24 protein-coding genes and 2 pseudogenes are annotated in these 20,902 nt (G+C 69.9%); 4 read left to right on the forward strand and 22 right to left on the reverse strand.

Translation table 11 applies throughout. The annotated features are described in order from the left end of the window. Positions 1 to 122: 122 nt before the first annotated feature. From AB0M76_RS10040 to AB0M76_RS10105, 14 genes are all read right to left on the reverse strand, one after another. Positions 123 to 1,046 (reverse strand): bifunctional DNA primase/polymerase, encoded by a 924-nt coding sequence (locus AB0M76_RS10040; protein ID WP_365952422.1) that lies wholly within the window; start codon positions 1,044 to 1,046, stop codon positions 123 to 125. A gap of 85 nt (positions 1,047 to 1,131) precedes the next feature. Continuing rightward, entirely contained in the window at positions 1,132 to 1,422 is a 291-nt protein-coding gene (locus tag AB0M76_RS10045; protein ID WP_365952423.1) for a hypothetical protein, read from the reverse strand. Between the two features lie 13 nt (positions 1,423 to 1,435). Further along, the gene (locus AB0M76_RS10050) at positions 1,436 to 1,942 is read right to left on the reverse strand and encodes a hypothetical protein (protein WP_365952424.1); all 507 of its coding nucleotides are present in this window, start codon (positions 1,940 to 1,942) and stop codon (positions 1,436 to 1,438) included. A 4-nt stretch (positions 1,943 to 1,946) separates the two neighbouring features. Further along, positions 1,947 to 2,102 (reverse strand): hypothetical protein, encoded by a 156-nt coding sequence (locus tag AB0M76_RS10055; RefSeq protein ID WP_365952425.1) that lies wholly within the window; start codon positions 2,100 to 2,102, stop codon positions 1,947 to 1,949. A 16-nt stretch (positions 2,103 to 2,118) separates the two neighbouring features. Then, positions 2,119 to 2,715 (reverse strand): hypothetical protein, encoded by a 597-nt coding sequence (locus tag AB0M76_RS10060; RefSeq protein WP_365952426.1) that lies wholly within the window; start codon positions 2,713 to 2,715, stop codon positions 2,119 to 2,121. Next, a complete protein-coding gene (locus tag AB0M76_RS10065; RefSeq protein ID WP_365952427.1) occupies positions 2,715 to 2,912 on the reverse strand; it encodes a hypothetical protein in 198 nt (65 codons plus the stop codon). The genes AB0M76_RS10060 and AB0M76_RS10065 overlap by 1 nt, the downstream gene beginning before the upstream one ends. A 3-nt stretch (positions 2,913 to 2,915) precedes the next feature. Next, on the reverse strand, positions 2,916 to 3,197 hold the full coding sequence (locus AB0M76_RS10070; RefSeq protein ID WP_365952428.1) for a hypothetical protein: 282 nt from the start codon (positions 3,195 to 3,197) through the stop codon (positions 2,916 to 2,918). Between the two features lie 140 nt (positions 3,198 to 3,337). Beyond that, positions 3,338 to 5,491, reverse strand: coding sequence for a cell division protein FtsK (locus AB0M76_RS10075; protein WP_365952429.1), 2,154 nt, complete (start codon positions 5,489 to 5,491; stop codon positions 3,338 to 3,340). Positions 5,492 to 5,563: 72 nt separating this feature from the next. Further along, positions 5,564 to 5,908, reverse strand: coding sequence for an RRQRL motif-containing zinc-binding protein (locus AB0M76_RS10080; protein ID WP_365952430.1), 345 nt, complete (start codon positions 5,906 to 5,908; stop codon positions 5,564 to 5,566). Beyond that, on the reverse strand, positions 5,908 to 7,005 hold the full coding sequence (locus AB0M76_RS10085) for a conjugal transfer protein (protein ID WP_365952431.1): 1,098 nt from the start codon (positions 7,003 to 7,005) through the stop codon (positions 5,908 to 5,910). The genes AB0M76_RS10080 and AB0M76_RS10085 overlap by 1 nt, the downstream gene beginning before the upstream one ends. Next, entirely contained in the window at positions 7,005 to 7,649 is a 645-nt protein-coding gene (locus tag AB0M76_RS10090) for a GGDEF domain-containing protein (RefSeq protein WP_365952433.1), read from the reverse strand. The genes AB0M76_RS10085 and AB0M76_RS10090 overlap by 1 nt, the downstream gene beginning before the upstream one ends. After that, positions 7,646 to 7,966 carry a hypothetical protein gene (locus AB0M76_RS10095; RefSeq protein ID WP_365952434.1) on the reverse strand — a complete coding sequence of 107 codons (321 nt, stop codon included), beginning with the start codon at positions 7,964 to 7,966 and terminating at the stop codon, positions 7,646 to 7,648. Before AB0M76_RS10095 ends, AB0M76_RS10090 begins: the two co-directional genes overlap by 4 nt. Before the next feature lie 78 nt (positions 7,967 to 8,044). Continuing rightward, on the reverse strand, positions 8,045 to 8,515 hold the full coding sequence (locus tag AB0M76_RS10100) for a transcriptional regulator (protein ID WP_365952435.1): 471 nt from the start codon (positions 8,513 to 8,515) through the stop codon (positions 8,045 to 8,047). 94 nt (positions 8,516 to 8,609) lie between these two features. Beyond that, entirely contained in the window at positions 8,610 to 8,777 is a 168-nt protein-coding gene (locus AB0M76_RS10105) for a hypothetical protein (RefSeq protein WP_365952436.1), read from the reverse strand. An 834-nt stretch (positions 8,778 to 9,611) separates the two neighbouring features. Between AB0M76_RS10105 and AB0M76_RS10110 the strand changes: the two genes are divergently transcribed. Next, positions 9,612 to 10,352: a helix-turn-helix transcriptional regulator gene (locus AB0M76_RS10110; protein WP_365952437.1), complete on the forward strand. Its 741-nt coding sequence runs from the start codon at positions 9,612 to 9,614 to the stop codon at positions 10,350 to 10,352. A 2-nt stretch (positions 10,353 to 10,354) separates the two neighbouring features. Further along, positions 10,355 to 10,828, forward strand: coding sequence for an NUDIX domain-containing protein (locus AB0M76_RS10115; RefSeq protein WP_365952438.1), 474 nt, complete (start codon positions 10,355 to 10,357; stop codon positions 10,826 to 10,828). Here the strand turns inward: AB0M76_RS10115 and AB0M76_RS10120 are convergent. The 8 genes and pseudogenes from AB0M76_RS10120 to AB0M76_RS10155 form a co-directional block, all read right to left on the reverse strand. After that, positions 10,821 to 11,384 carry an HD domain-containing protein gene (locus AB0M76_RS10120; protein WP_365952439.1) on the reverse strand — a complete coding sequence of 188 codons (564 nt, stop codon included), beginning with the start codon at positions 11,382 to 11,384 and terminating at the stop codon, positions 10,821 to 10,823. The two genes, AB0M76_RS10115 and AB0M76_RS10120, sit on opposite strands and share 8 nt — an antisense overlap. A gap of 26 nt (positions 11,385 to 11,410) precedes the next feature. Beyond that, a complete protein-coding gene (locus AB0M76_RS10125; RefSeq protein WP_356867133.1) occupies positions 11,411 to 11,818 on the reverse strand; it encodes a GntR family transcriptional regulator in 408 nt (135 codons plus the stop codon). A gap of 921 nt (positions 11,819 to 12,739) precedes the next feature. Beyond that, positions 12,740 to 13,087 (reverse strand): annotated as a pseudogene (locus AB0M76_RS10130) (site-specific integrase); the annotation flags it as partial. 71 nt (positions 13,088 to 13,158) lie between these two features. Continuing rightward, entirely contained in the window at positions 13,159 to 15,636 is a 2,478-nt protein-coding gene (locus AB0M76_RS10135; RefSeq protein ID WP_365952440.1) for a helicase-associated domain-containing protein, read from the reverse strand. A gap of 225 nt (positions 15,637 to 15,861) precedes the next feature. Continuing rightward, entirely contained in the window at positions 15,862 to 17,295 is a 1,434-nt protein-coding gene (locus AB0M76_RS10140; RefSeq protein WP_365952751.1) for a DUF234 domain-containing protein, read from the reverse strand. Positions 17,296 to 17,717: 422 nt separating this feature from the next. Continuing rightward, positions 17,718 to 18,068 (reverse strand): hypothetical protein, encoded by a 351-nt coding sequence (locus AB0M76_RS10145; protein WP_365952441.1) that lies wholly within the window; start codon positions 18,066 to 18,068, stop codon positions 17,718 to 17,720. A 60-nt stretch (positions 18,069 to 18,128) separates the two neighbouring features. Continuing rightward, positions 18,129 to 18,518, reverse strand: a complete 390-nt coding sequence (locus AB0M76_RS10150; protein ID WP_365952779.1) for a hypothetical protein — start codon at positions 18,516 to 18,518, stop codon at positions 18,129 to 18,131. Positions 18,519 to 18,537: 19 nt separating this feature from the next. After that, positions 18,538 to 18,690 (reverse strand): annotated as a pseudogene (locus AB0M76_RS10155) (ATP-binding protein); the annotation flags it as partial. Between the two features lie 207 nt (positions 18,691 to 18,897). On the opposite strand from AB0M76_RS10155, the gene AB0M76_RS10160 reads away from it, so the two are divergent. After that, positions 18,898 to 19,596, forward strand: a complete 699-nt coding sequence (locus AB0M76_RS10160) for a tetratricopeptide repeat protein (protein WP_365952752.1) — start codon at positions 18,898 to 18,900, stop codon at positions 19,594 to 19,596. Next, positions 19,593 to 20,867 carry a glycosyltransferase gene (locus tag AB0M76_RS10165; RefSeq protein WP_365952442.1) on the forward strand — a complete coding sequence of 425 codons (1,275 nt, stop codon included), beginning with the start codon at positions 19,593 to 19,595 and terminating at the stop codon, positions 20,865 to 20,867. The genes AB0M76_RS10160 and AB0M76_RS10165 overlap by 4 nt, the downstream gene beginning before the upstream one ends. The last annotated feature ends 35 nt before the right edge of the window (positions 20,868 to 20,902 follow it).

Consider the following 20,902-nt stretch of genomic DNA (forward strand, 5'->3'; position numbering starts at 1 on the left):
CCTGCCTTCCTGCGGGTCACGGCAAGGGACTGAAAGGACGGCCGGACGGCCGACGACCTTCGGCGCGCTACTGCCGTCCCGGGCCTGGTGTCGTCCGGCGGAGCTGGGGTTGTCAGTGGTGGTCATGCCGCGTCTCCGCTCGCGTTGCGGAGGGAGCGACGGATGCCGTCGCGGATGCTCGCTGCGACCCGGGAGGGCGCCAGCCCCTCCGGCGCGGCGGCGGTGAGCGCGACGGTGACTTCCGTCTCCGTGAGGGTGCCCGCGGCGATGAGGCGGCCGAGGGCGTACGCCGCGTTGTACAGCGTCGTGTTCCGGGCGCCGGTCGCGGCCGACGCGACCTTGGCGACCTCGCCGTTCACGGCGGCCGTCGCGTACCGGTCCGCCTTCCCGATACGTGCGCGGAGAACGGCCACGGAAGAGGGTGCGGGTGCGGGAGACGTGACGAGCAGGTCACCGAGCCACGTGGGGAGGGGGGCAGGGGGCGCGTCGTGAATGATCTCGTACGCCCCTGTGCCGACGGTGCTGCCGGCCGCGACCACGTACCCGCCCCAGGCTCGCGTGTCGACCTTCCACCCCAGGCGCCCTGCGCTCCCACGTAGCCGCTTTTCGGCGGGGGCGGTGAAGTACAGGTGCTGTCCGCCGCGGCGGGTGCGCACCGTGAACGTCTCGGTTGGCAGCTGTTCGCCCGCGCGCTCGCAGATCATCGCGAAAACGTCCAGGCCATCGGTCGCCCCTGCCCACTCCGAGGGCGGGGCGTCGTCGTCCTGGGGGATGTCGAGGTCCACGACCAGAAGTCCGGCGGGGCCGGTGGCGACGCCCACGTTGTAAGGAGCCGCCCGCCAGCACGTGGTGATCTGCTCGGTGATGAGGGTGGCGCGCTGTTCGGGGGTGCGGTGGCCTTCCGTGCAGCGGCCGGTGCGGGGGCAGTTGCGTTCGGGGTGGCCGGCGGGCCGCTTGTCTCCGGGGCGGAGCGGGAAGACGGGCCAGCCTCGCTCGGCGGCGGCCAGGGCGGCGCGCAGCAGCGCCGGGGTGGGGGTTGGTGTCATGCTGGGGGTCTCCTGTTTCTGCGAAGGGACGGAGAAGCCGGGGCGGTCGCGGTCTTGTGGTGAGAGGCGACCGCCCCGGGCACAGCTAGAGGTCGGTGAGCGCGGCGGTGGGGATCTCGTAGACGTCGATGACGTCGTTCACGCCGTGCCAGCGCCCGGGGGCGTGGTGGATGTAGACCACGTGCAGCGGGATTCCGTCGCGGCTGGTGAAGGCGTAGACGTTGACCGCGTCGACGTTCTTGGGGCTCTTGCGTGCGCTGCGGATGTGGGACAGGGCCGCGATCACGCTGATGCGCTCGGGCTGGTAGCTGAGGCCATCGACCTGCGTGTACATCGTGGGGTGCTGCGTGGTGCTGAGGGCGGGGCTGGTGCTCATGACGGTGGTCTCCTCAGTGGTGGCGGATCCAGAGGGCGTATTCCTGGCGGACGTAGCCGCGGGGCTCGCGGACGCTGTCCGGGTGGTCCGGGGTGTAGGGGCCGTCCGCGTAGCCGGACGGCCCGAGGCCTGCGGCGTCGTCAATCTCCATCAGCCGCCGGGCCGCTTCGACCGCGAGGGTTGCGGCGTCGCATCCCATGGGGTCGTCGTCGGTGAGGGCGATGCGGTCCAGGAGTGCGGCCTTGCGGAGCCAGAACTCTCGAACGGCGATGCCGTGCAGGCAGTCCCGGGCGCCTCCGGCGGTCCATCCGATCTCGCTGATGACGCTCGGCGCGGTGGCGTAAGCGACCTCGGGCGCCGGCCAGTGGCTGGGCTGCTGCTCGGCGGTGACGTACAGGCGGACGCGGTCCCCGTCGCGGGTGGGCCGCTGACGGACCGCGCTGGTCGCGAACGTCTCGGACAGGGCCTTGGTGATCTCGGGGGCTTCGGTCGGGGCGCAGATGACGCGGATCTCGAACATGGCGTCAGTTCTCCTCTTCGGCTTCCGTCTGGTCGGCCATGTCGTCCACCTGAAGCAGCAGTTCGCCCAGCTGAAGGCGGGTGACTCGTCGGGTGTAGGGCTGGTCGAGGTGGTCCCAATCCATTTCGAGGCTCACGACCTCGTGAGGGTCGACGTTCATGCGGGTGCTCCTTCGGTCAGTGGTCGGGCTTGGCGGGGAGCTCGGGCAGGCCTGCGTTCGTGATGGCCTGCGGGTTGAACCCGGGGAGGGAGGCGCGGGTGATGAGGGCGTTGGCGAGCTGCTCGGCGTAGGCCGCGCCGGAGCGGGCCACCTCGATCTGCGCTCCGGCGCGGAGTGCTTCGACGCGCTCGACGTGTGCGTGGTCCTCGCGTCGTCCGAGGGTCTGCCGCTGGTGCGCGACGGTCTCGCGGCGGTCGGTGCGCCAGTAGCGGGCAGCGAGTCCGTAGGCGACGGCCGTGGCCAGCGCCCACAACAGCACAGGGAGGGAGAGGCCATCGGCGTATCCGGCGACTCCGGCCAGGGCCAGTCCGCCGGATGCGGCGAACGCGGTTCCGGCGATCACGCTGTCACCGGACCGGCCGCCCGAGGCGAACGCGCCGGCCGTCGCGGCGCCGGTGGCGAGGACGACCATCAGCGCGGCGTTTCCGACGGAGTGTTCGGCGCCGTTGACGTTCCAGATCCGGCCCAGGATCAGCACAGTCGTGGTGGCCAGGGCAGGGGCCGCCTTGGGGGCAAGGTCGATGGCCCAGTGCCGGTAGGTGATGGGCTCCATCACTGGCTCCCCAGGTCCGAGACGGCCTTGATGATCGCGGTGGTGAGTTCGTTGATGGGGCCGGAGGCTCCGGTGGAGGCGAGGAAGAAGCCGAACATCATGGCGACGAACGCGGAGCCGTAGCCGAGGGACTTGGAGCGGAGCAGGAAGAACAGGACCAGCCCGAACAGGGCGACGAGCGAGACGGTGATGGCCATGGGTTATCCCTTCGGGGCGAATGTCTTGCGCGGGGCGGGGTTGGCGTCGCGGTAGAGGCGCAGCCACAGGTTGTAGAGGTGGCGGCCGACGCGGATGCGCTTGCCGTGGCCGTCGCAGCGGCGGCAGTGCTTGCCGCGCTTGAGGCGGCCCTTGCGGTCGGTCTTCATCGCGTAGCCGAACCCGCGGCACTTGCGGCAGTTGCCGAACGGCGATGACGCACAGAGACTGATGTAACCGAGGGTGACTATGAGCAGGCAGGCGCTAGCAAGGAGGGTGAGGGTCATGGGGTGCCTCTCGGGCGGGGTTTCCGGTGTTTTCGCAGGTCGGCTGCTAGGTGCGAGATCGCTGATGGGAGCCGGTTTGCTCTGCTAGTGGGGGTGCTAGGCCTAGCAGCGCGGGCTGCTAGGCCTAGCAGCGGTGCGCGCTAGTTCGCGGGCCGCTTTCCGTCACGTTGGGTGATGGCGGTGGTGATGTCGGTGCGGGCGATGCCGCGGCGGGTGGTGCCCTTGCCGGAGGTGGTGGAGCCCCATACGTCCTGGGCGGTGATGCCGTGCGGCTTGAGGTTGGTGGTGACCGTTTCGGCCTTCCAGCCGCTGTAGATCTCGGGGCGCAGGGCGGCGAGGCGGGCGGCGACCTTCTCGTTCCAGACCTTGTCTTCGTCGGCCGGCACGACCTTGAGGATGTCGGCCAGCAGGTCGAAGGAGGCTTCGCCGCTTTCGGGTTCCTGGCCGATGGCGTGGCCGGTGACGTTGCCGTACTCCATGCGCATCCTGCGGGCGCGGACGACGACCTGTTCGGCTCCGAGCGCGTCGACGAACGCGGATGCGACGATGCGCGGGTCGTCTCCTTCACCGGCCATCCAGCAGATGCCGCGGTCGGTGCGGGAGAACATCGTGGCCCGGTACCCGGCCTTGTACATCGAGGTCCCCAGGACCATGTCGTTGGCGGGCTGGCCCATGACCTTGAGGCAGAACCGCAGCACGGCGTTGGCGGAGATGCCGGTGGGCAGCGACTTCGCGTCGGGGCGCTGGGTACCGAACAGGGTCACCATGCCGAGGGCGGGGCCGCGCTTGCCGAGGTCGGTGCAGATCTCTTCGATCTCGGCGCCGTACTTGTCGTGCTCGAAGGGCACCTGGCATTCATCGAACGCGGCCACGATCGGGTGCAGGCCCAGGTTCTTGTCGTTGGCCAGGTCCGGGGTCACCTTCGACTCCGGGCAGCGCGAGCGGGGCAGGGACTTGATGACCTTGGCCCTGCGGCGCAGTTCCTGGCGCAGCTCCCGCAGCGACTCGAGGACGTAGAGGATGTCCTCGTCGTCGTCTCCGGCCCGGTAGCGGTGGCAGACCGGCTCGAGCGCTCCGAAGTCGCCGGTGCCCTTGAAGTCGAACGCGTACAGCTGGGCGCGCGGGTCCAGGGCGGCGATGAGCAGGAACAGGCGCATCAGGAACGTCTTGCCCATGCGCGGGATGGAGCCGACGACCACTGAGGCGAACATGAGGGTGACGGCGACGTCGCCCATGCGCTGGTCGTTGCCGAAGACGACCGGCTTGAACAGGTCCACGCTGCCCGACTTCAGCAGCGGCCAGGCGGGCTTCTTGGTCTCGTTCATGGGCTTGTCGCCCACCCACAGGATCAAGCGGCCTTCGTGCTCTTCAGGATCGGAGGACGGCCACACGGAGCCAACTTTGCGGCGCAGGCCGGAGGCGAGCGGCTTGCGGGCCTCCATGATGTCCTCGGGGGTGACGCCCCAGGGCAGGTCAAGGTCTGCGCGGTAGCCGGGCCCGTCACGGGTGATCTCCGAGGTGAACCGCAGGCCGTTCATGTCGCCGCCCTTCTTGATGGCGGCCGACAGCTTCGCGTTGCCGATGTTGTCCAGAGCCCGGAGCACGATCGCCCCGGTCAGCTTCTGAATCTCGGTCTTCAGCACGGCCGGCCCGATCACCGGCTGATCCTGCGGGGCGCCCCAGAACCCCGCGGTGAGCACGGCGGCCGAGGCCAGGACGGCGAGCCAGCCGGGGGCCATGACGTACATGGTCAGCGCGAAGCCGGTACCGAAGATGAGCGCCACCAGGGTGACCAGCGTCCGCAGGCGTACCCGGCTGTCGCGCTGACGGGACAGCTTCAGGTACTCGGCGGTGTTCTCTTTGTAGACCTCATAGGCACGGAGGGGAGCCGCCTCGGCGTCCCACACCCACCGGTTCGTGTCCCGCGCCAGACGGGCTGCGCCGCGCGGGGCGTGCAGCCCGAGCTGCAACGCGTACCAGGGGGTGCGGATGCCGTGGAAGACGGTCGAGTAGAACGCGTTGCTCGCCGCGCGCTGGGTGGTGGAGACGAACCCCGGCTTCGACTTCAGCCACGTCGGGATGATCGGCAACCGCTTGTAGGTGGCGATGCCTGGGGACGGCAGATCGGGCGAGTCAACCGGCCGCAGCCGCGGCGACTCGTCTTCGTCGTCGTCCGGGTCGGCCGGCGGAGCAGCCGGGGCAGGGGTGGTGGGGCGTTTGGTGGTGATGTCGAAGACCTCGGCGCCGGGGCGCTCGGGCTCTTCGCTCTGGCCGGTGGCGTGAACATCAGACACGGTGGTCTGCTCCCTCGTGGCGAGTGGGGTGGAAGGGCCCGGACAGCGAGGTGTTCGGGCCCGCCGTGCAGGTCAGGCGGCGCGCTGTTCTTCGGGGTAGGCGCAGGGGACGCACATGCCGAGCGATGCCGGGATGACGTAGCCCGCGTCCGTGCGGCACTCGGGGCAGGTCCGGCGGGCGGTGTTCGCCTTGGCGAGCGCGGCGGCCTTGCCTGGGGTCATCGGCCGGACCGGCTTGGCCAGGTCGACGCGGTACAGGTAGGCGGTCAGCGGGTCCCGCCGGTAGCGGGGCCGCTCCAGCTGGGCCACGACGTCCTGACCTCCGGGGCGCAGGCCGGCCGCGCGGAGCTGACGGCGGGTGGCCAGCCCGTCCGGGGCGAGCCTCCAGGAGTAGACGGGTATGCCGTGCCCGGCCATCACGCGGCCGTCGCTTCAGCCGCGGTGGCACGCTCGGCCTTGAGCGTGTCGCGCAGCAGACGGCCGTTGGCGGACGATGTACGGACCGCCTTGCGGATGGCCTCGGCCGTCAGCTCGCCATCGGTCCAGTTGGCCGTGACCGACCGGGCCTCATCCAGCAGCTCATCCGCATCGCGCGTCGGTCGGGGCGTGCGGGCCGACTTCGGTACCCGACCGGTCGCCCGACGCGGAGCCGACTCCGCAGCGGCGACCGACTTCACCGGAGCCGACTGGGGAAGCTCGACCGGCTCGACTACCGGAACCGCCTCGGGCAGTGTCACCGGCGCGATGACGGGGATAGGGTCGGCCGACTCAAGGGCGGGAAGGTCGGCTGTCACGGTCGGTGCCTCGGGGATCGACTCGTGCAGGTCAGACCCCAACCGATTTATGGTGGTCTCTGTCGTTTCATGCTGGTTTGCGGGGCCGGTGAACATGGCGGCCAGGGCGGCGTCCGCGCCGCTGGTGAGCCGGTCGCGCTGGACGTCCAGGAGCCGGGCGCCCAGCGACGCGTCACCCAACCCGACCTTCCGGGCCAGCCGCCACGATGTCTGGTCGGACCACTTCCGCACCCACGACCAGGGGTGGTTCGCGGCACGGGCGCGGTGGTAGGCCAGCGCCCGCACCACGGCGGCCGCCTTGGCTTCTGCCTCGGCGTCGCGGCCGTCCTGGTGGACCACGATCCGCCGGGCGAGGAACGCCATGCCCTCTGCCGCTACGCACATGCCCATTGGGGTCACGGCGTAGATCACGGTGCGGCCCGGGTCATCGGCGGCCATGGCGGCCATCACGGAGGCGGCAGCGGGCAGGGCCCACAAGCCGATCCGGATGATGCGGGGGGAGGACTGGCCGAGCATCGTCAGCCCGAGCAGGACCAGTGCCAGAACCGCGGTCGCACCCTCGCCGGCCGCGACCGCGCCGAGCGCTGTACCCGTGCCGTAGGCGCGGCTGATGTTGCTGTAGGTACCCACGCCACCTGCGACGCCAGTGGCGAGCATGGGCACGAACGCGGCTGTCAGCACGACCCTCTGCACCATGGTCAGTGACGTGCGGGTCGCCATCACGCCACCTCCCCACGGGTGCCGGGTCGGCCGTCGCGGCGGCCGTTGACCGTGCTCATCGCGGGGACGGTCAGCCGGTGCGCGATGCGCCAGCCTCCGCCACGCTGCTTGGCCTTGTACATCTGCTCGTCCGCGCGGCGCAGCAGGGTGGACAGGTCACCGGTGCCCTTGCGGTAGTACGCGGCTCCGATCGAGGCGTGGACCTCGATCGGGTGGCCCTCATGCGGCACGGGCTGGTCCAGCCAGCCGATCAGCAGGAACAGGTCCACGCGCAGTTTGTCGATGCCGTAGCCGGGGATGACGGCGGCAAATTCGTCCCCGCCCAAGCGTCCGGCGACCCCGGCGTGTTCCTCGGCCCACCGGCCCAGGCGCTGACCGGTTTCGCGGATGACCGCGTCTCCGGCCGCGTGGCCGAGGGCGTCGTTGATCTCCTTGAACCGGTCGAGGTCCAAGACGAGCACCGCGCGCTGGCACTTCTGGGCCAGGCTCTTGCGGGCCCGCCCCTCGAAGGCGTCCCGCGTCCACAGCCCGGTCAGCGGGTCGCGGCGGGCCGCGTCGATCCGGCGCCGCATCCACAGGCTGTGAACCGACCAGCCGGATGCAAGGGGAAGTGCTGCGGACAGGGCCGTCATGGTGTGGCTCATGCCGCTTCCCCCGTCCGGGTGGAGCGGCCGGCGTCGCGGGCAGCGCTCCGCAGGAAGGGCACCGTGCGGGTGAGTGCGTCGGCGTAGAGCGCGTCCCACGCGGCGATCTCGTCGCCGCCCTCGCCCAGGGCGGCCAGCTCTGCGATGACCTCACGGGCCACCGCCTTACGGGCCGCACGCTCCTGGGCGGTCTCCGGGGTGAGCGGGCCGCGGAACAGGTCGCGGTCCAGCCCCAGGGGCAGTTCATCGAAGCCGAGCGCCAGTTCCTCGAACTCGGCGGGGTTCACGATCTGGTGGTTCCCGATGTACGAACGCATGTCGATCTCTCCTGATGAGCGAAGGGAACCGGGGCGCCTCGGTCCGTGGTGAGAGGCAGCGCCCCGGAGCGAACGGGGTCAGACGGTGGTGATGAGGAGCGCGGCAACCAGCAGCCAGAAGTGGTGGAAGGACTGGTCGAGCGCGTAGGAACCGGTGCCGAGGTGGGCCGCGGGCTTGCCCTCGGCGGTGACCGGGTGCACCGGATGGGCGCCGGTGCCCAGCTGGTAGAAGTCCGCCAGCCCACAGGCCTTGGCGAGGCCGGCCAGGGTGCTGCGACGGTCCGCCCACCAGTGCGATACCGCGTCCATTCCCAGCCCCGCCATCAGGCCGAGGACGGAGAGGTCCAGGCCCAGGAGGAATGCCACGGGCAGGAGTAACGCGAGCTTGGTGGCGGTCAGCGAGGCGACGTGGCGGGCATCCGCCAGGCGGCCCGTCCAGCCGGGCTTGCCCTTGTCGGCCGACTGGCGTGAGGTCTGCACCCAGTGGTCACCCACGCTGTGAGCGACGTACAGGGCGACAAACACGACGGCGAACGTTGCAGCGTCCATGAGGACTCCTGGTGTCGAAGGGACTGCCAGGGCGGTCGCGGTCTTGTGGTGAGAGGCGACCGCCCCAGCGGCGCGGCGGGTCGTGCTCAGTCGGTCAGCGCTTGGGCTTGGTGAAGACGTCCGTGCCGAGGGCCGCGTCCAGCTCGGCGGCGACGTCCTTGCACTGGCCGGAGATGATCCGGTCGTAGACCTTCTGGCCCTTCGCGACGGCCTCGGGAGAGGTCAGGTCGAGGGGCTTGCTCTGCGACTTCTTGCCGAACATGCGGACTCCCGATGTAGGGGCGGATGAGGTGGACCTGACCGGACGTACCGGCCCCGGCTCCCCTCAACCCCACCCGTGCGTGACGGGCGGAGGAGGCAACCGGCCGCAGCGCTGCGAGCGCTGCGGAAGGGGGAGCAAGCCGTGCAAGCAATGCCGGGCAGTGAAGCCCGGAGATGCCTCGCAGGGCGGTTGAGCGGCGACACGAGGGGCGCGGCCGGCCGTACCGGTCCAGTACGGCCAGCGCCCGTGGATGTCGGTGGATCACAGGAGCCTCCAAGCCGGAAGGGCGAGGCTTCACCGGAGCACCGTTGCCACGGCGCTCCGGCCCCGAGCCTGAGAGTCGGGTGCGTCATCGTCACTGCTCTGACGCCAGCAGAGCGGCGCGTACCGGGTGGCACCCTCTTTGAAGCGGGGTGTTCTCCAGAGCCGGCACGCAAGAGAAGGTGTTGCCGCCGACGACTGCCCGTCGCCATGGGGACGGGGATCACGCCCCGTCTCGTTTCACTTGGCACGCTGTTGAGTTCTTAAGGAACGGACGCTGCCTTCGTACTCACCCCCTCGGGCTTTCCTCCGGGCACAGCTCGCCACAGGCATCGATGCAGGTCAGAGCGGAGAACCGCCCCGATCAACATGCGATACATGCTTGAACGTGTATCTCACAGTGGCGGCCCTGATTGCGCTTGTCAAGCTCCTCGCTCAACCGGGGTTCCGTGTGATGTGCCATCAGAGTGCCGCCGAGGGGCGGGACGAAGTCACCACGTCCCTGGACGACTTGGGACGTCCTCGGTAACGTTCCGCAGGTCGAGTACGTCCCTGGACGTCCCTGGGGGTGGGATGGCTAACGAGCGGTTGCGATCCGCGATGCTGACGCAAGGCATCACCGTGGAAGCCCTGGCAGAGCACGTCGGGGTGGACCCCAAGACCGTGGAGCGCTGGATCACTAAGGGGCGGGCGCCGTACCGCCGCCATCGCCTCGCCATCGCAGCGATGCTGCGTGAGGACGAGTCGTACCTGTGGCCGGAAGGTCTCCCCGACTCCCAGCGCAAGGACGCTGCCGACGCCGAAGTCTTGAAGGTGTACCCACACCGGTCCTACGTGCCGGCCGAGCTGTGGCTCCAGATGTTCGGCAGGGCTGAGCGGGAAATAGGCGTACTGGTGCACGCGGGCGTATTCCTCGCCGAAAACCCCCGATGGGCGCAGCTCCTCAAGCTGAAAGCGGCTGAGGGCGTGCGGGCACGCATCCTGCTCGGAGATCCGGAAAGCCCGGAGATCCAGCGCCGCGGCGAGGAAGAGGAGATCGGAGAGGGCGTGGCCTACAAGGTCCGCGAGGTCATGAAGCTGTACCGCCCGCTCTACTCAGTGCCGGGCATCGAGTTTCGTCAACATAGGTCGACCCTGCACAACTCGCTGTACCGCTCGGATGACGAGTGGTTGGTGAATACGCAGGTGTACGGGGTAAGCGCGCCCCTGACCCCAGTTCTCCACCTGCGCCGCGTGGCCGGCGCTGAACTGGTCTCGACATATCAGCAGAGCTTCGAGAAAGTCTGGACCGAAGCCGTTCCCCTCGAAAGGTGACCATGAGCCGCCGCACCGACTACTTCAACGATCCCTCCGCACCGAAGGCCAACAGCATCGTGCCCGCAGTCACGGCCTTCGTGGTCAACGACGCGGGCGACATCCTTATGGAGCGCAGGTCGGACAACGGGCGCTGGGGAATGCCGGGGGGTGTTCAGGAGATCGGCGAGAACATCGCCGGAACTGTCGTCCGAGAGGTCCGGGAAGAGACCGGCATCACCGTTGAGGTGATCGGCCTGGTGGGCATTTTCACCGACCCCGGGCATGTCATCGCGTTCGCGGACGGCGAGGTCCGCCAGGAGTTCTCGCTCTGCTTCCGCGCCCGGCCGGTCGGCGGCGAGATCAAGGTGAGTTCCGAATCCTTCGAGGTCCGATGGGTCCCGCGGTCTGAAGTCGATTCACTCGACATGTCGCCGACCACGCGCCGACGCCTCGAAGAGGGCTTCCGGGAGTCCCCGGTCCCCCGGATCAGCTGAGAGCCGACCACTCCGCCTCGGCCCGACGCTGCCTCACCCGATCCACCCTCGCCAGCAACTCGGGACGGGCCGCGGAGACGGCTCGATAGACGACGTGTTCGGGGCCGTACCGGTCCAGCACTTCCGCCAACCGCTCGCCGGGGTCGACCAGGGCGCCGGTCGGGCTGCTCGTGAGGTCGCAGAAGGTGATGGCATCCACCAGATCGGGCTCCGCGGGACCGAACTCCGCGAGGGCATCGTTCAGCCCCAGCTCGGACGCCTCCCACGGCGATGACGTGTGGAAGGCCACGAGACTGGACAAGCGCGGATCGGCTCCGACGACATCCCGCAGGTACCGGGCCCCGTCAATCATGTGCTGCCCGGTGTCGACAGCGGCCTGGGCGTATCCGACATCGTGCGCGATGGCCGCTGCCGCCAACAGTTCGGCGTCCTCCCCCAGGGCCGGGGCCAGGGTCAAAGCCTGCGAATAGACGCGCTGCGAGTGGGCCCACCGCTTCGGCAGGGCCTCGGCGAGTAGCGACTCCGCAAGGTCATGGGCCCACTTGGCCAGCTGCATGAATTTGCCTCCGAGGGCGTTGGGGCTCAGGCGGCGCTGCTGACGAATCTTCCTACCCCGTGCTGGGCCCTTACGTGCCCGGCCGTCTCCAGTTCCCGGACGGCACGGCGCACCGTCCCGCGGGAAACACCGTAGGTGTCGGCCATCGCTGCCTCGCTGGGCAGGCGGGCGCCGACGGGGAGGGCGCCCTCGCGGATCTGCTTCAACAAGTCCGCCATGATCTGCTCGTACGGTGCGCGCCCGGCGCCCCCGGGGAGCTGCCGGCCGACCCCGGCGACGGTGGCGACATCCCCCGTCTCCTCCAAGGCGCGCAAGGCTCGCCGCACGGTCGTACGGGCTACTCCGAACTCGCGCCCGATCTCGGCCTCGGACGGCAGACCGTCCGCGTAGCGTCCCTCAGCGATCCTGGCTCGCAGCGACTCCGAGACGAGCAAGTACGTTCCTCGTGGACTGGCCTGCGGCACGCAGCCTCCCTTTCCCGGGCCTTGACGGCGGTGATTAACCACCCCAGCTTCGCACGCTGGGGGCCTCCCGCCGAGGCCCCGGCATGCACGCCAGCACCCATCACTGAGTGCCCCGCGCACGGTATGCGATAGAGATCAGTCCGGATGGGGGCGCCCGGGAGGGAAACACCAGGTCAGCGCACATTTCCGGGGTGCCCTTGGCATGCCCTCCGGAGCCGTGTGCGCAGGTTCGAATCCTGCCGGGGGCACTTCCGCAAGACCAGCACCGCAAGGCGGCTGACCTGCGCAAGTGCCAAAGATGAAGCCCCGAACTCAGTCTCACTGAGTCCGGGGCTTTCTCGTTGTCTCTCACTGTTCTCGCGTGAGTAGCGCGTGAGCCAACGGGCGATGCGCGCACGCGCCCCTCGTCTGCCCCGCTGCCGCCGATACAGCCGGACCCAGGTCGCCAGCCGCCACCGGGAGCCGACTTCAGGTAAGCCGTCCACCGTCACCGCCTGCCTGACGGCCTCACATCCCTCCCCCGGCCGCCGGAACCTGCACCCGATACCTGCCCCCCGTGGCTCGGTACCACCAGCCAGCCAAACCCCATCCTCGAAACGTGCCCCGCAAGCGTCGGTCAGCCAGGGCCTTGATCCGGGTCTTAATCCGTCTCCCTCTCTACACCGGCGACTGTAGCGACCCACTTGTGCACGGCGCCGGAACGACTCCTCTGGGACGCCGCTGCCCCGTCGTCACTGTTGACCATGCTCTTACCTTGGCCTCGAACCCGGGTCCGCAGCTCTCTGTGTTGCTCCATGTGGTCAATGGGAGAAGCCCCGCCCGGGCGGGGCTTGCCGGCGTCCGATCACATCCGCGCCGTGTTGAGCGGACCCGACTGGCCGGTCCGGGGGGTCAATTCATCCACCCCATCGCCATCTCGATCTTCCTGTTGTTGTCCTCCTCACTGTCGTCAAGGCAGCCGGCGTAATTGCGGTGGATCACCTCGGGCGAGTTCCCCGCTCGGCGGGCGACCTCGGCCACGGGGAGGCCAGCGCGGAGCCAGTTGGTGATGCACGTGGACCGCAAGTCGTACGGGCGTCGCGCCAGGGGCGAAGCGACTTTGTCCGATGGCAGGGCCAGCGCCCTGGCCTCCTGCCAGACGCGCCAGTAGCTAGAGCTGCCGAGCAGACCGCCGCGCTCGTTGCCGAAGAGACGACCGTCCGCGGACGTGCCGAACTCGGCGACGTATTCACGCAACACGCCCTACTGACAGTGCCGGGTCGGGGGTCAGGGCACCAGGAGTACGCTCCGACTGCGGGGCGCCTCCACCCTTACCCGGCCGCGGTGAGCGCCGCGGCCAGCGCACGGGCGCTCGCCGGGACACCATGGACCGGTTCGCCGTACAGGGGGTGGGCCTGGTCCAGGGTCGGCAGGAGGTTCGGGGCGCGGTCGGTGGGGGCGCGGTCAAGGACGGTGGTGCCCGTTTCGGCTTCCTGGGTGGGGGCGTAGCCGGCCGTGCGGAGGGCTGACAGCGTCTCCTCCGGCGGGGCTGTGGAAATCAGGACGGTGGGGGCGATCCGGCGCAGGCGGAGTCTGGCCAGGCCGCGGGCCTGGGCCACCTCGGCAATCAGTCCGGTGTCGTCCGAGCGGATGCAGCAGGCGGAGCGGACGACCTTGAGTTGTCCGTGGGTGCGGGCGGTGTCCTTGATCGTGTAGGCGAGCGGTTGTGGCAGCGGGGTGCCGCGCTCGCTCGCGGTGGCCAGGCGGTCGAGTAGTTCGTCTGCGCTCCAGCCGGCGTCCAGCGCCCGGCGTACGGAGGTCGCAGTGATCCGCCATACCACGGCATGCCCCTCGGACTCGATGTCGCCGACGGCGGAGAGCAGGTCTGCGAGGGCGGGCGCGGGCGCGCCGGTGACGGTGGCGGTCAGGTCGCTCTGGAACCGGGCCGTGTCGCTGGGCTCGGGCAGAGCTGCGTACAGGTCCTCGCGCAGCGCGGTCACCGCCTGCGCCAGGGCAGGGCGCAGGGACAGGTCCTCGCCCAGGCCCTCGGAGCCGCGGGCGGACGGGTCCGTGCCCGCGCCGGGCACTGCCGGGTAGTGGTGGGCGGCTCCCGCCTCCAGCAGTCGGCACAGGGCCCGCCCGGCGGGGGTGAGCGCGCCGTGAGCGACCACGCCGAGCAGGGCCGCCTCTGTCAGGATGGCCGCCAGGCGGTCGAGCACTCCGTCCAGACCGGTCAGCTCCCCGGCGCCGTCGGCGGCCAGGTGGCCGCGCAGGGCAGGCTGGAACCACGCGGCCAGGGAAAACAGTTCGGTGTATCCCAGCGCGTCCCCGGTCACCCCGTGTCCGTCGGGGAGGACGGCGAGCGCTCGTAGGACCCCGGTGCGCAGGGTCACGGCGTCCTCGTCCTGCGGGCTGACGAGCGCGACCGGGGTCTCTTCGGGGTCCGGCCAGTGGCTGAGAACTGCGGGGACCACAGCCCAGGCGGCCAGCAGCGGCAGCAGCTTGCCCGCTGCGGGGGCGGCGGCCCAAGCGTCATAGCGGTCGCTCGGCAGCAGCCGGGCGGAGGGCTTGGGGCCCTTGGAGTTCCGGCGGCCGCGAGGGGTGGGGGCCGGTTCGTCGTCCTGAGGCGCGGCCAGGCCTGCGTTCACCGCGAGGTCCAGCCACAGCCGGGTGTCGGCCTCATCGGCCCCGGCCGCCTTGGCCAGCCGCCGGGTGTCCCGTACGGCGATCCCGCCCGCCTTGCGGATCGCGACCGGCTGGGCGGCCAGCGCCCGCAGTACCAGTTCGGCCCGCCAGGCGGCCGCCGCGGCGGCCGTGCCGCCCTCGCCCTCCCAGCCGGACGGCAGCGACGCGGTGGCGGTGAACGGCTCTGGTTCCAGCCGGGGGCTGGGTGCCGCGCCCCCATCGCGGAGCGCACGGGCGACCTCGTACGGAAGCTCCACCAGGTCGAGACCGACGGGGACGAGCAGTCCGCGCACGGCCAGCCAGTCGGTGCCCTCGTCACCGCTGCCGCCCTCCCGGAAGACGTACTTGGCGTCCGGGCCCGCATACCGTGCCCCATACCGGCCGACGAAGCAGTGGGTTCGCAGCAGTGGCGGGCCGGGTACCAGGTGGTCCAGCAGCTCCAGCGCCCGGACCGGGGCGTCCGCCACCAGTGCCCGCACCCGGGCGGGATCGGCGAGCAGGGCGATGATCAGCTCCTGGGCCTGGTCGCGGGTACGGACCGCGCCCTCGCCGAAGAGGTTTGCGGCGATCCGCTTGACCTCGGGGGCGTTGTAGGCGGTGGTCAGCAGCCGGTCGGCCGTGCGCCCGTAGCCGTCGAACCCGGCGGCGCGGACGTGCAGCAGTGACGGCAGCGCCAGTTGGCCCTTGGGCGCGGGGAGCAACAGCGCGCGCTCCCGCAGTCGGGCGAGCGTGTGCTCCGCCCGCCGCCGCTTCTCCCCCGGCTCGAACCAGGCCAGTACGTCCCGCTCGGGCACCCGTCGGTCCGCGGGCTCCACCGCGGCAACGGGCTTCCGCTGTTGCCAGGGATACCGGGGCCCGTCCTCGGCCTCGCCACTGGCTACGGGGCCGTGCTGCTCCAGGGCGAGGGCGGCGATGGAAGCGAGCAATTCCAGTTCTCCGGCGGTGCCGGCCATCAGGCCCTGGCCCACCGACTCGTCGGTGAGCAGGTGTTCGGCGAGCTCGCGGAGGGTGGTGATCCGCCGGTACTCGGCGGCGAGCGGCAGATCCCGCTCCTCCAGCAATGCGGTAAGCCGCTCAGGATCCAGGGTGCCCAGCCATTTCACAAGGGCGGTAAGCGCATTCACCCGGCCAGGCTAGCGCCGTCCGGTCACCCCGCGGGGGTGAACCGGCCGCGTCCCCCCAGACCGCCGTGCTCAGTGCCGGAGCAGGCTCCCGCCTCCGGGCCCGTCACCTTGCCGCCACGCAAAGGGCTTCGATGCCCGGACGGTTCTCAGAGGACGGTCGATGCCTACTGCCACTGGGCGCCCGAGGCAGGTACACCACCATGACCACCCTGGCGGTTTCCCTGACTACCGCCAGGCACGAACAAGGTCTTCCGGACCCCAGTGCGCCGCAAGGGGCAGACCGGCCTCGACACCACAACGGGACACCGCCACCAGCGCCGTGCCCGGCTCAGCGCCGGGCACGGCGAGCATGTCCCGCACCAGGGCGTCGTACTCACGCCGGCCGAAAGGCTGCGACTCCATCCACTTCACCGAGCCGATGAAGTGAACCTGCCCTGCGACGGGTTCGCGGTCGGCTCCGATCAGGTCGATCTCCGGGTTGTTCTGCCGGTTCCACCACCCCCCGACCGCCTCCGTCTGCGGCCACCTCTCATCGGGCAGCAGCCGCAGCAGCGACTCGCGGACGACCGGCTCTACGGCCCGGCCCCGCCAGGTCGTCCACGACCGCTCGATGCGCTCCAGCGCCAGGTCGCCGCGACCGCGCTCGATGAGCGGAATCCCGCGCTGCAGGAAGGCCAGCCAGAACCGAAGGTACGGATCGGCGATGCGATAGCGCTTGTTCTTGCTGTCCGCCTTGACCGACAGCGGCAGGTCAGCGGCCAGGACCCGCTTGGCCAGCAGCGTGTTCAACAGCGGAGACAGCGTGCCCGAGGGCAGCGCGCCCGCACCACCGGCCTGTGCGGCAATGGTGGAGAAGGTCCGCTCGCCACTGCCGACCGCTTCCAGGACCGCGCGCGAGTGGGACGCCTCGGGAAACTCCCCCAGCAGCGACAGCTCGCCCGCCACCAACAGCGGCGCAAGCGGGTTGGCCACAGCCTCGCGCAGGAAGTCTCTGCGGCCCATCCCCGGTCGCCAGGACTGAACGACTTCCGGGAACCCTCCGGTGATCAGCAGCGCGTCCACCGCTTCCGCCGCGTCAAGACCGGTCATCGCCTGCACATCGGCCAGATGCAGCGGCTGTACGGTCATCTTGGCCGCCCGGCCGAAGAACGGGCGGCCATAGGACTGCAGCGCCTCCATCACCGACATGTCACTGCCGACCAGGATCAACAGGACCGGCTTGGCGGACAGGTGCCGGTCCCAGACCGTCTGCAGCGCCCCCTCGAACTCACCGTCCTGTTCCACCAGCCACGGCACCTCGTCGACCACCGCAATGCTCGGGGCATCGTCCGGAACCGCGACCGCCAGGGAACGCAGTGCCTGGTTCCAGTCGGCGGCCTGCAGCCCGGCCACCAGCTCGGCCCCGGGCAGAGCGGAATGCGCCAGTGTCGCGGCGAAGTCCGCCCGCTCGGCCACGGCATTGCGTCCCCGGGTCGCCTGGAAGACCACGTACGGAAGCCCGGAACGGTCGCAGAACTCCTGGACCAGACGAGACTTGCCTACCCGGCGCCGCCCCGTCACGATCACAGCCTGACCACGGGTGGCGCCCGTACCATCGGCTACCAGGCCCAGCTGCCGAGCCAGCTGATCCAGGTCAGCAGACCTGCCCTTGAATTCCATCAGCGTCGCATCCCCGACATCCATGAAACGTAGATTCGATATTACGTAGATTGAATCTTACTTAGATGCTAGCCCGCTTCTGACATCCACGTCGGCGGCGCCGGGACGGCGGGGAAGGCATCGCGCGCCGGCGCCTCAGCCACCGGGGCCCACGCTCGCCCACGAGGGCCGCCGAGGAGTCGCCCCGGGAGCTCGGACAACCCACCTGTCCGGGTCGCGATCCGCCTCGGGCTCCTCCGCACCTGCCAGGTCCTCGAGCTCGACGCTAGCGGGACGCCTGTCCGCCGCCCGTGTCCTCCAGGTCCGCCATGCTCCCCGTTCGCCCCTCACCGCGCGCTGCCGTCGACTGCGGCCGGCCTATGGACGACACCGGGAACCGTCAGCGCGGCCGGTCCGGCCGGGTCGGTGTCAGGGACCTGGCCTCAGGCCGTCGGCTTCTTGATGGGGGCGTCGCTGCCGGCCCAGATGTAGACGCGTGTGATACCGGGCTGGAACTCGTGCGCGTGGATCTTCGCACACAGCCGGAGTGCGCCGCTTTCGGGCGTCTTCGCCTCGCGAGGGCAGACACTGGTGATGCGCATGCCCTCGACGAAGGTCTCGGGCTCGGGCAGGCCGAGGTGGCCGAAGCCGACCACCGGTTTGCCGTCCGCGCCCGGCATGACGGTCACCGCCCCCGTCACGTTCGACTGGGCGCCGCCCACCGCGTAGTACCAGTTGGGGTCTGCCGCATCTCCGAAGTAGTAGCCCTCATTGGGTGTCTCGACCGGAATCACGACCGGGCGGCCGCCGTTCCGTTCCTCTCGTACTCCGCCAGCGCCTGCTCCCGCCACTCCTTACTCATTGTCCTGGAGGAGCAGCTGGTCCACGTGCGCCTGGAATCCCCTGTTGTCGGTGAGCATCTTGTCGACCGGGAGCTCCATGGGGGTGCCGGTGTTGTCCAGGTAATGCTTCATGTGGCGCGAGGCGTCGTTCAGGTCACCGCCGTCGGCCAGGACGACGAGTGCCTGCATCTTCGTCCTGGTGACCCAGTCGTTCCATTCGATGTCCTCCGCCCCGTGCTTGCCGGATCCCCGGTCGGCCGCCACCTGCTTGACCGACGGGCTGAGGAGTCCGGCGGCGAGCAGGTCGTCCCTGTGGGCGGTCCACAGCTGCGCGCGGGCGTCGGGGCTGAGCGACTGCCACAGCCTTCGCAGTTCGGCCTGCTCGGAGAGCGGCGGGGGCACGGGGACTGCCCCCGGTGCCGGGGGATCGCCGTTCACCGCGGGTGTCGGACACCTCGATCCGGAGCGTGCCGGGGTGCAGCGTGACCACGAGCTCGAGGTCCCGGCCGGGCACCCGGCCGTGGATGACGGCGTTCGCGGTGAACTCGGCGATGAGCAGGGCTGCGGCGTCGGAGGGGCACGGCGCCCTTGCCGCTCGGACTGATGAGCGCGACGCGGGAGCACGGAGTGGCGGCATCCAACCGCCTTATGCCGGCGGAGAATTCATGAAATCCCTTCCGGTGAACCGATTCTGTCATGCGTACATTCGAGTGGTCTTGCATCCCAATTGCCTGCCATACGGCGGCATCATCCGGGCGGGCTCGTAACGTCGGCGGAAATGATGGGGGTTCGGCCTTCGGCGCTGTCGGGGGTTGCTGCCCGCATCTTCGCCCCTCCCGATTCCACGAGATGTGACAGATTGAAACGAAGGCGATGGTGGGCCGGAATCGCCGGCGTGGCTGCGGCTTGTGCCGGGGTGGCCGTCTGGGCGGTTCAGTCCCATTCGACAACCGCCCCGGAATCCAAGAGCCCGTCGGTGAACCTGAAGACCCAAGAGGCAAATGCACTACTACAAGGCGCCCTTGTGCAGGAGAGCCGGCACGACTCCGAAGGGGCGGCCCGTACCTTCCGGCGCGTGGTGGAGCTGGATCCCCACAACAAGCTCGCCTGGTACAACCTGGGGGTCATCGCGCAGCAGGACGGCAAGGCGGCCGACGCACTCGCGTCCTACGACAAGGCCCTGAAGATCGACCCGTCGTTCACGTCGGCCCTCTTCAACGAGGCGATCCTGCTGAAGCCGACCGATCCCGACCGGGCCGCCGGACTCCTGAAGCGCGCCGTCGCCGCCGATCCGAAGGCAGCCACGGCCCATCTGCACCTCGGATACATCCTGGCGGACCAGGGCCGGTCCGACGAGGCCGGCGGCGCGTTCCGTCGTGCCGTCGCGGCCGATCCCTCGCTCCGTTCCCAAGTACCGGAGCAGTTCCGGGAATTCGCAAGCCCCTCACCGACATCGACCCCAGCAGGGAGCACCAGATGACGTCGACCGCGACCCCGAGGTTCTCCGTTTTCACCCCCAGCCACCGGCCTCGTTTCCTCGATGAGTGCCTGGCGACCCTGCAGGCGCAGACCTGTCCGGACTGGGAGTGGGTCGTCCTGCTCAACAACGGCGCCCGGTGGCGGCCGGAGCAACCCGACGAGAGGGTCCGCGTGGAGATCGCGGACGACCTCCGGGGCGTCGGGGCCTCGAAGCGCAGGGCCTGCGAACTGGCACGCGGCGAGATCCTCGTGGAACTCGACCACGACGACCTGCTGGCGAAGACGTGTCTGGCGGAGCTCGGCACCGCGTTCGACGAGAACCCCGAGGCCGTCTTCGTCTACAGCAACACCGCGCAGATCACCGAGGACGGGGGCCGGGACGACTCGCGGTGGGACGAGGCGTGCGGCTGGCAGTACGAGGAGGTGGACGTCGACGGCCGCAAACTCCAGCAGATCGTCTCCATGGCGCCGACCCCGCACAACGTCGCCTACATCTGGTACGCGCCCAACCACGTGCGGGCCTTCCGCAAGGACGCCTACGAAAAGGCCGGCGGGTACGACGCCGCGCGTACGGTCCTGGACGACCAGGACCTGATGTGCCGCCTGTTCCACATCGGCGACTTCCACCACATCAACCGCTGCCTGTACCTCCAGCGGGTGCACCCCGCGAACACCCAGAGCGACCCGGAGATCAACGCGCACATCCAGCGCGAGACGGTCGTCCTGTACGACAAGTACATCGAGGCGAACGCCCTCGCCTGGACCCACCGGCGCGGACTGCTCGCGCTGGACCTCGGCGCGGCCCACCGCAAGCCGCCCGGCTACCTCGGCGTCGACCAGTATCCGGGGAAGGGCGTCGACATCGTCGCGACGCTGCCCGGGAAGCTGGATCTGCCCGACGGTTCCGTCGGCGTGATGCGGGCGGTGGACTTCCTCGAGCACGTGCCCTCGAAGGTACCGCTGATCAACGAGCTGTACCGGCTGCTGGCACCCGGCGGCATGCTGATCACCATGACGCCCAGCTCCGACGGCCGTGGTGCCTACCAGGACCCGACCCACGTGGCGTACTACAACGAGAACTCGTTCTGGTACTACACGGACGAGCAGTACCGCGCCTTCGTGCCGTCGATCGAGGCCCGCTTCCAGTCGTCGCGGCTGGTCACCTACTTCCCGACCGAGTGGCACTCCAAGAACGACATCTCGTACGTGGTCGCCAACCTCATCGCGATGAAGGAAGGCGCCGCGCGGTGCGGCGGTCCGCTGCTGGTCTAGGCGCGCACCACGAACGGCGGTGCCCCGGGGCCGAG

The organism is Streptomyces sp. NPDC051364 (assembly GCF_040682115.1).
Classification (GTDB): domain Bacteria; phylum Actinomycetota; class Actinomycetes; order Streptomycetales; family Streptomycetaceae; genus Streptomyces.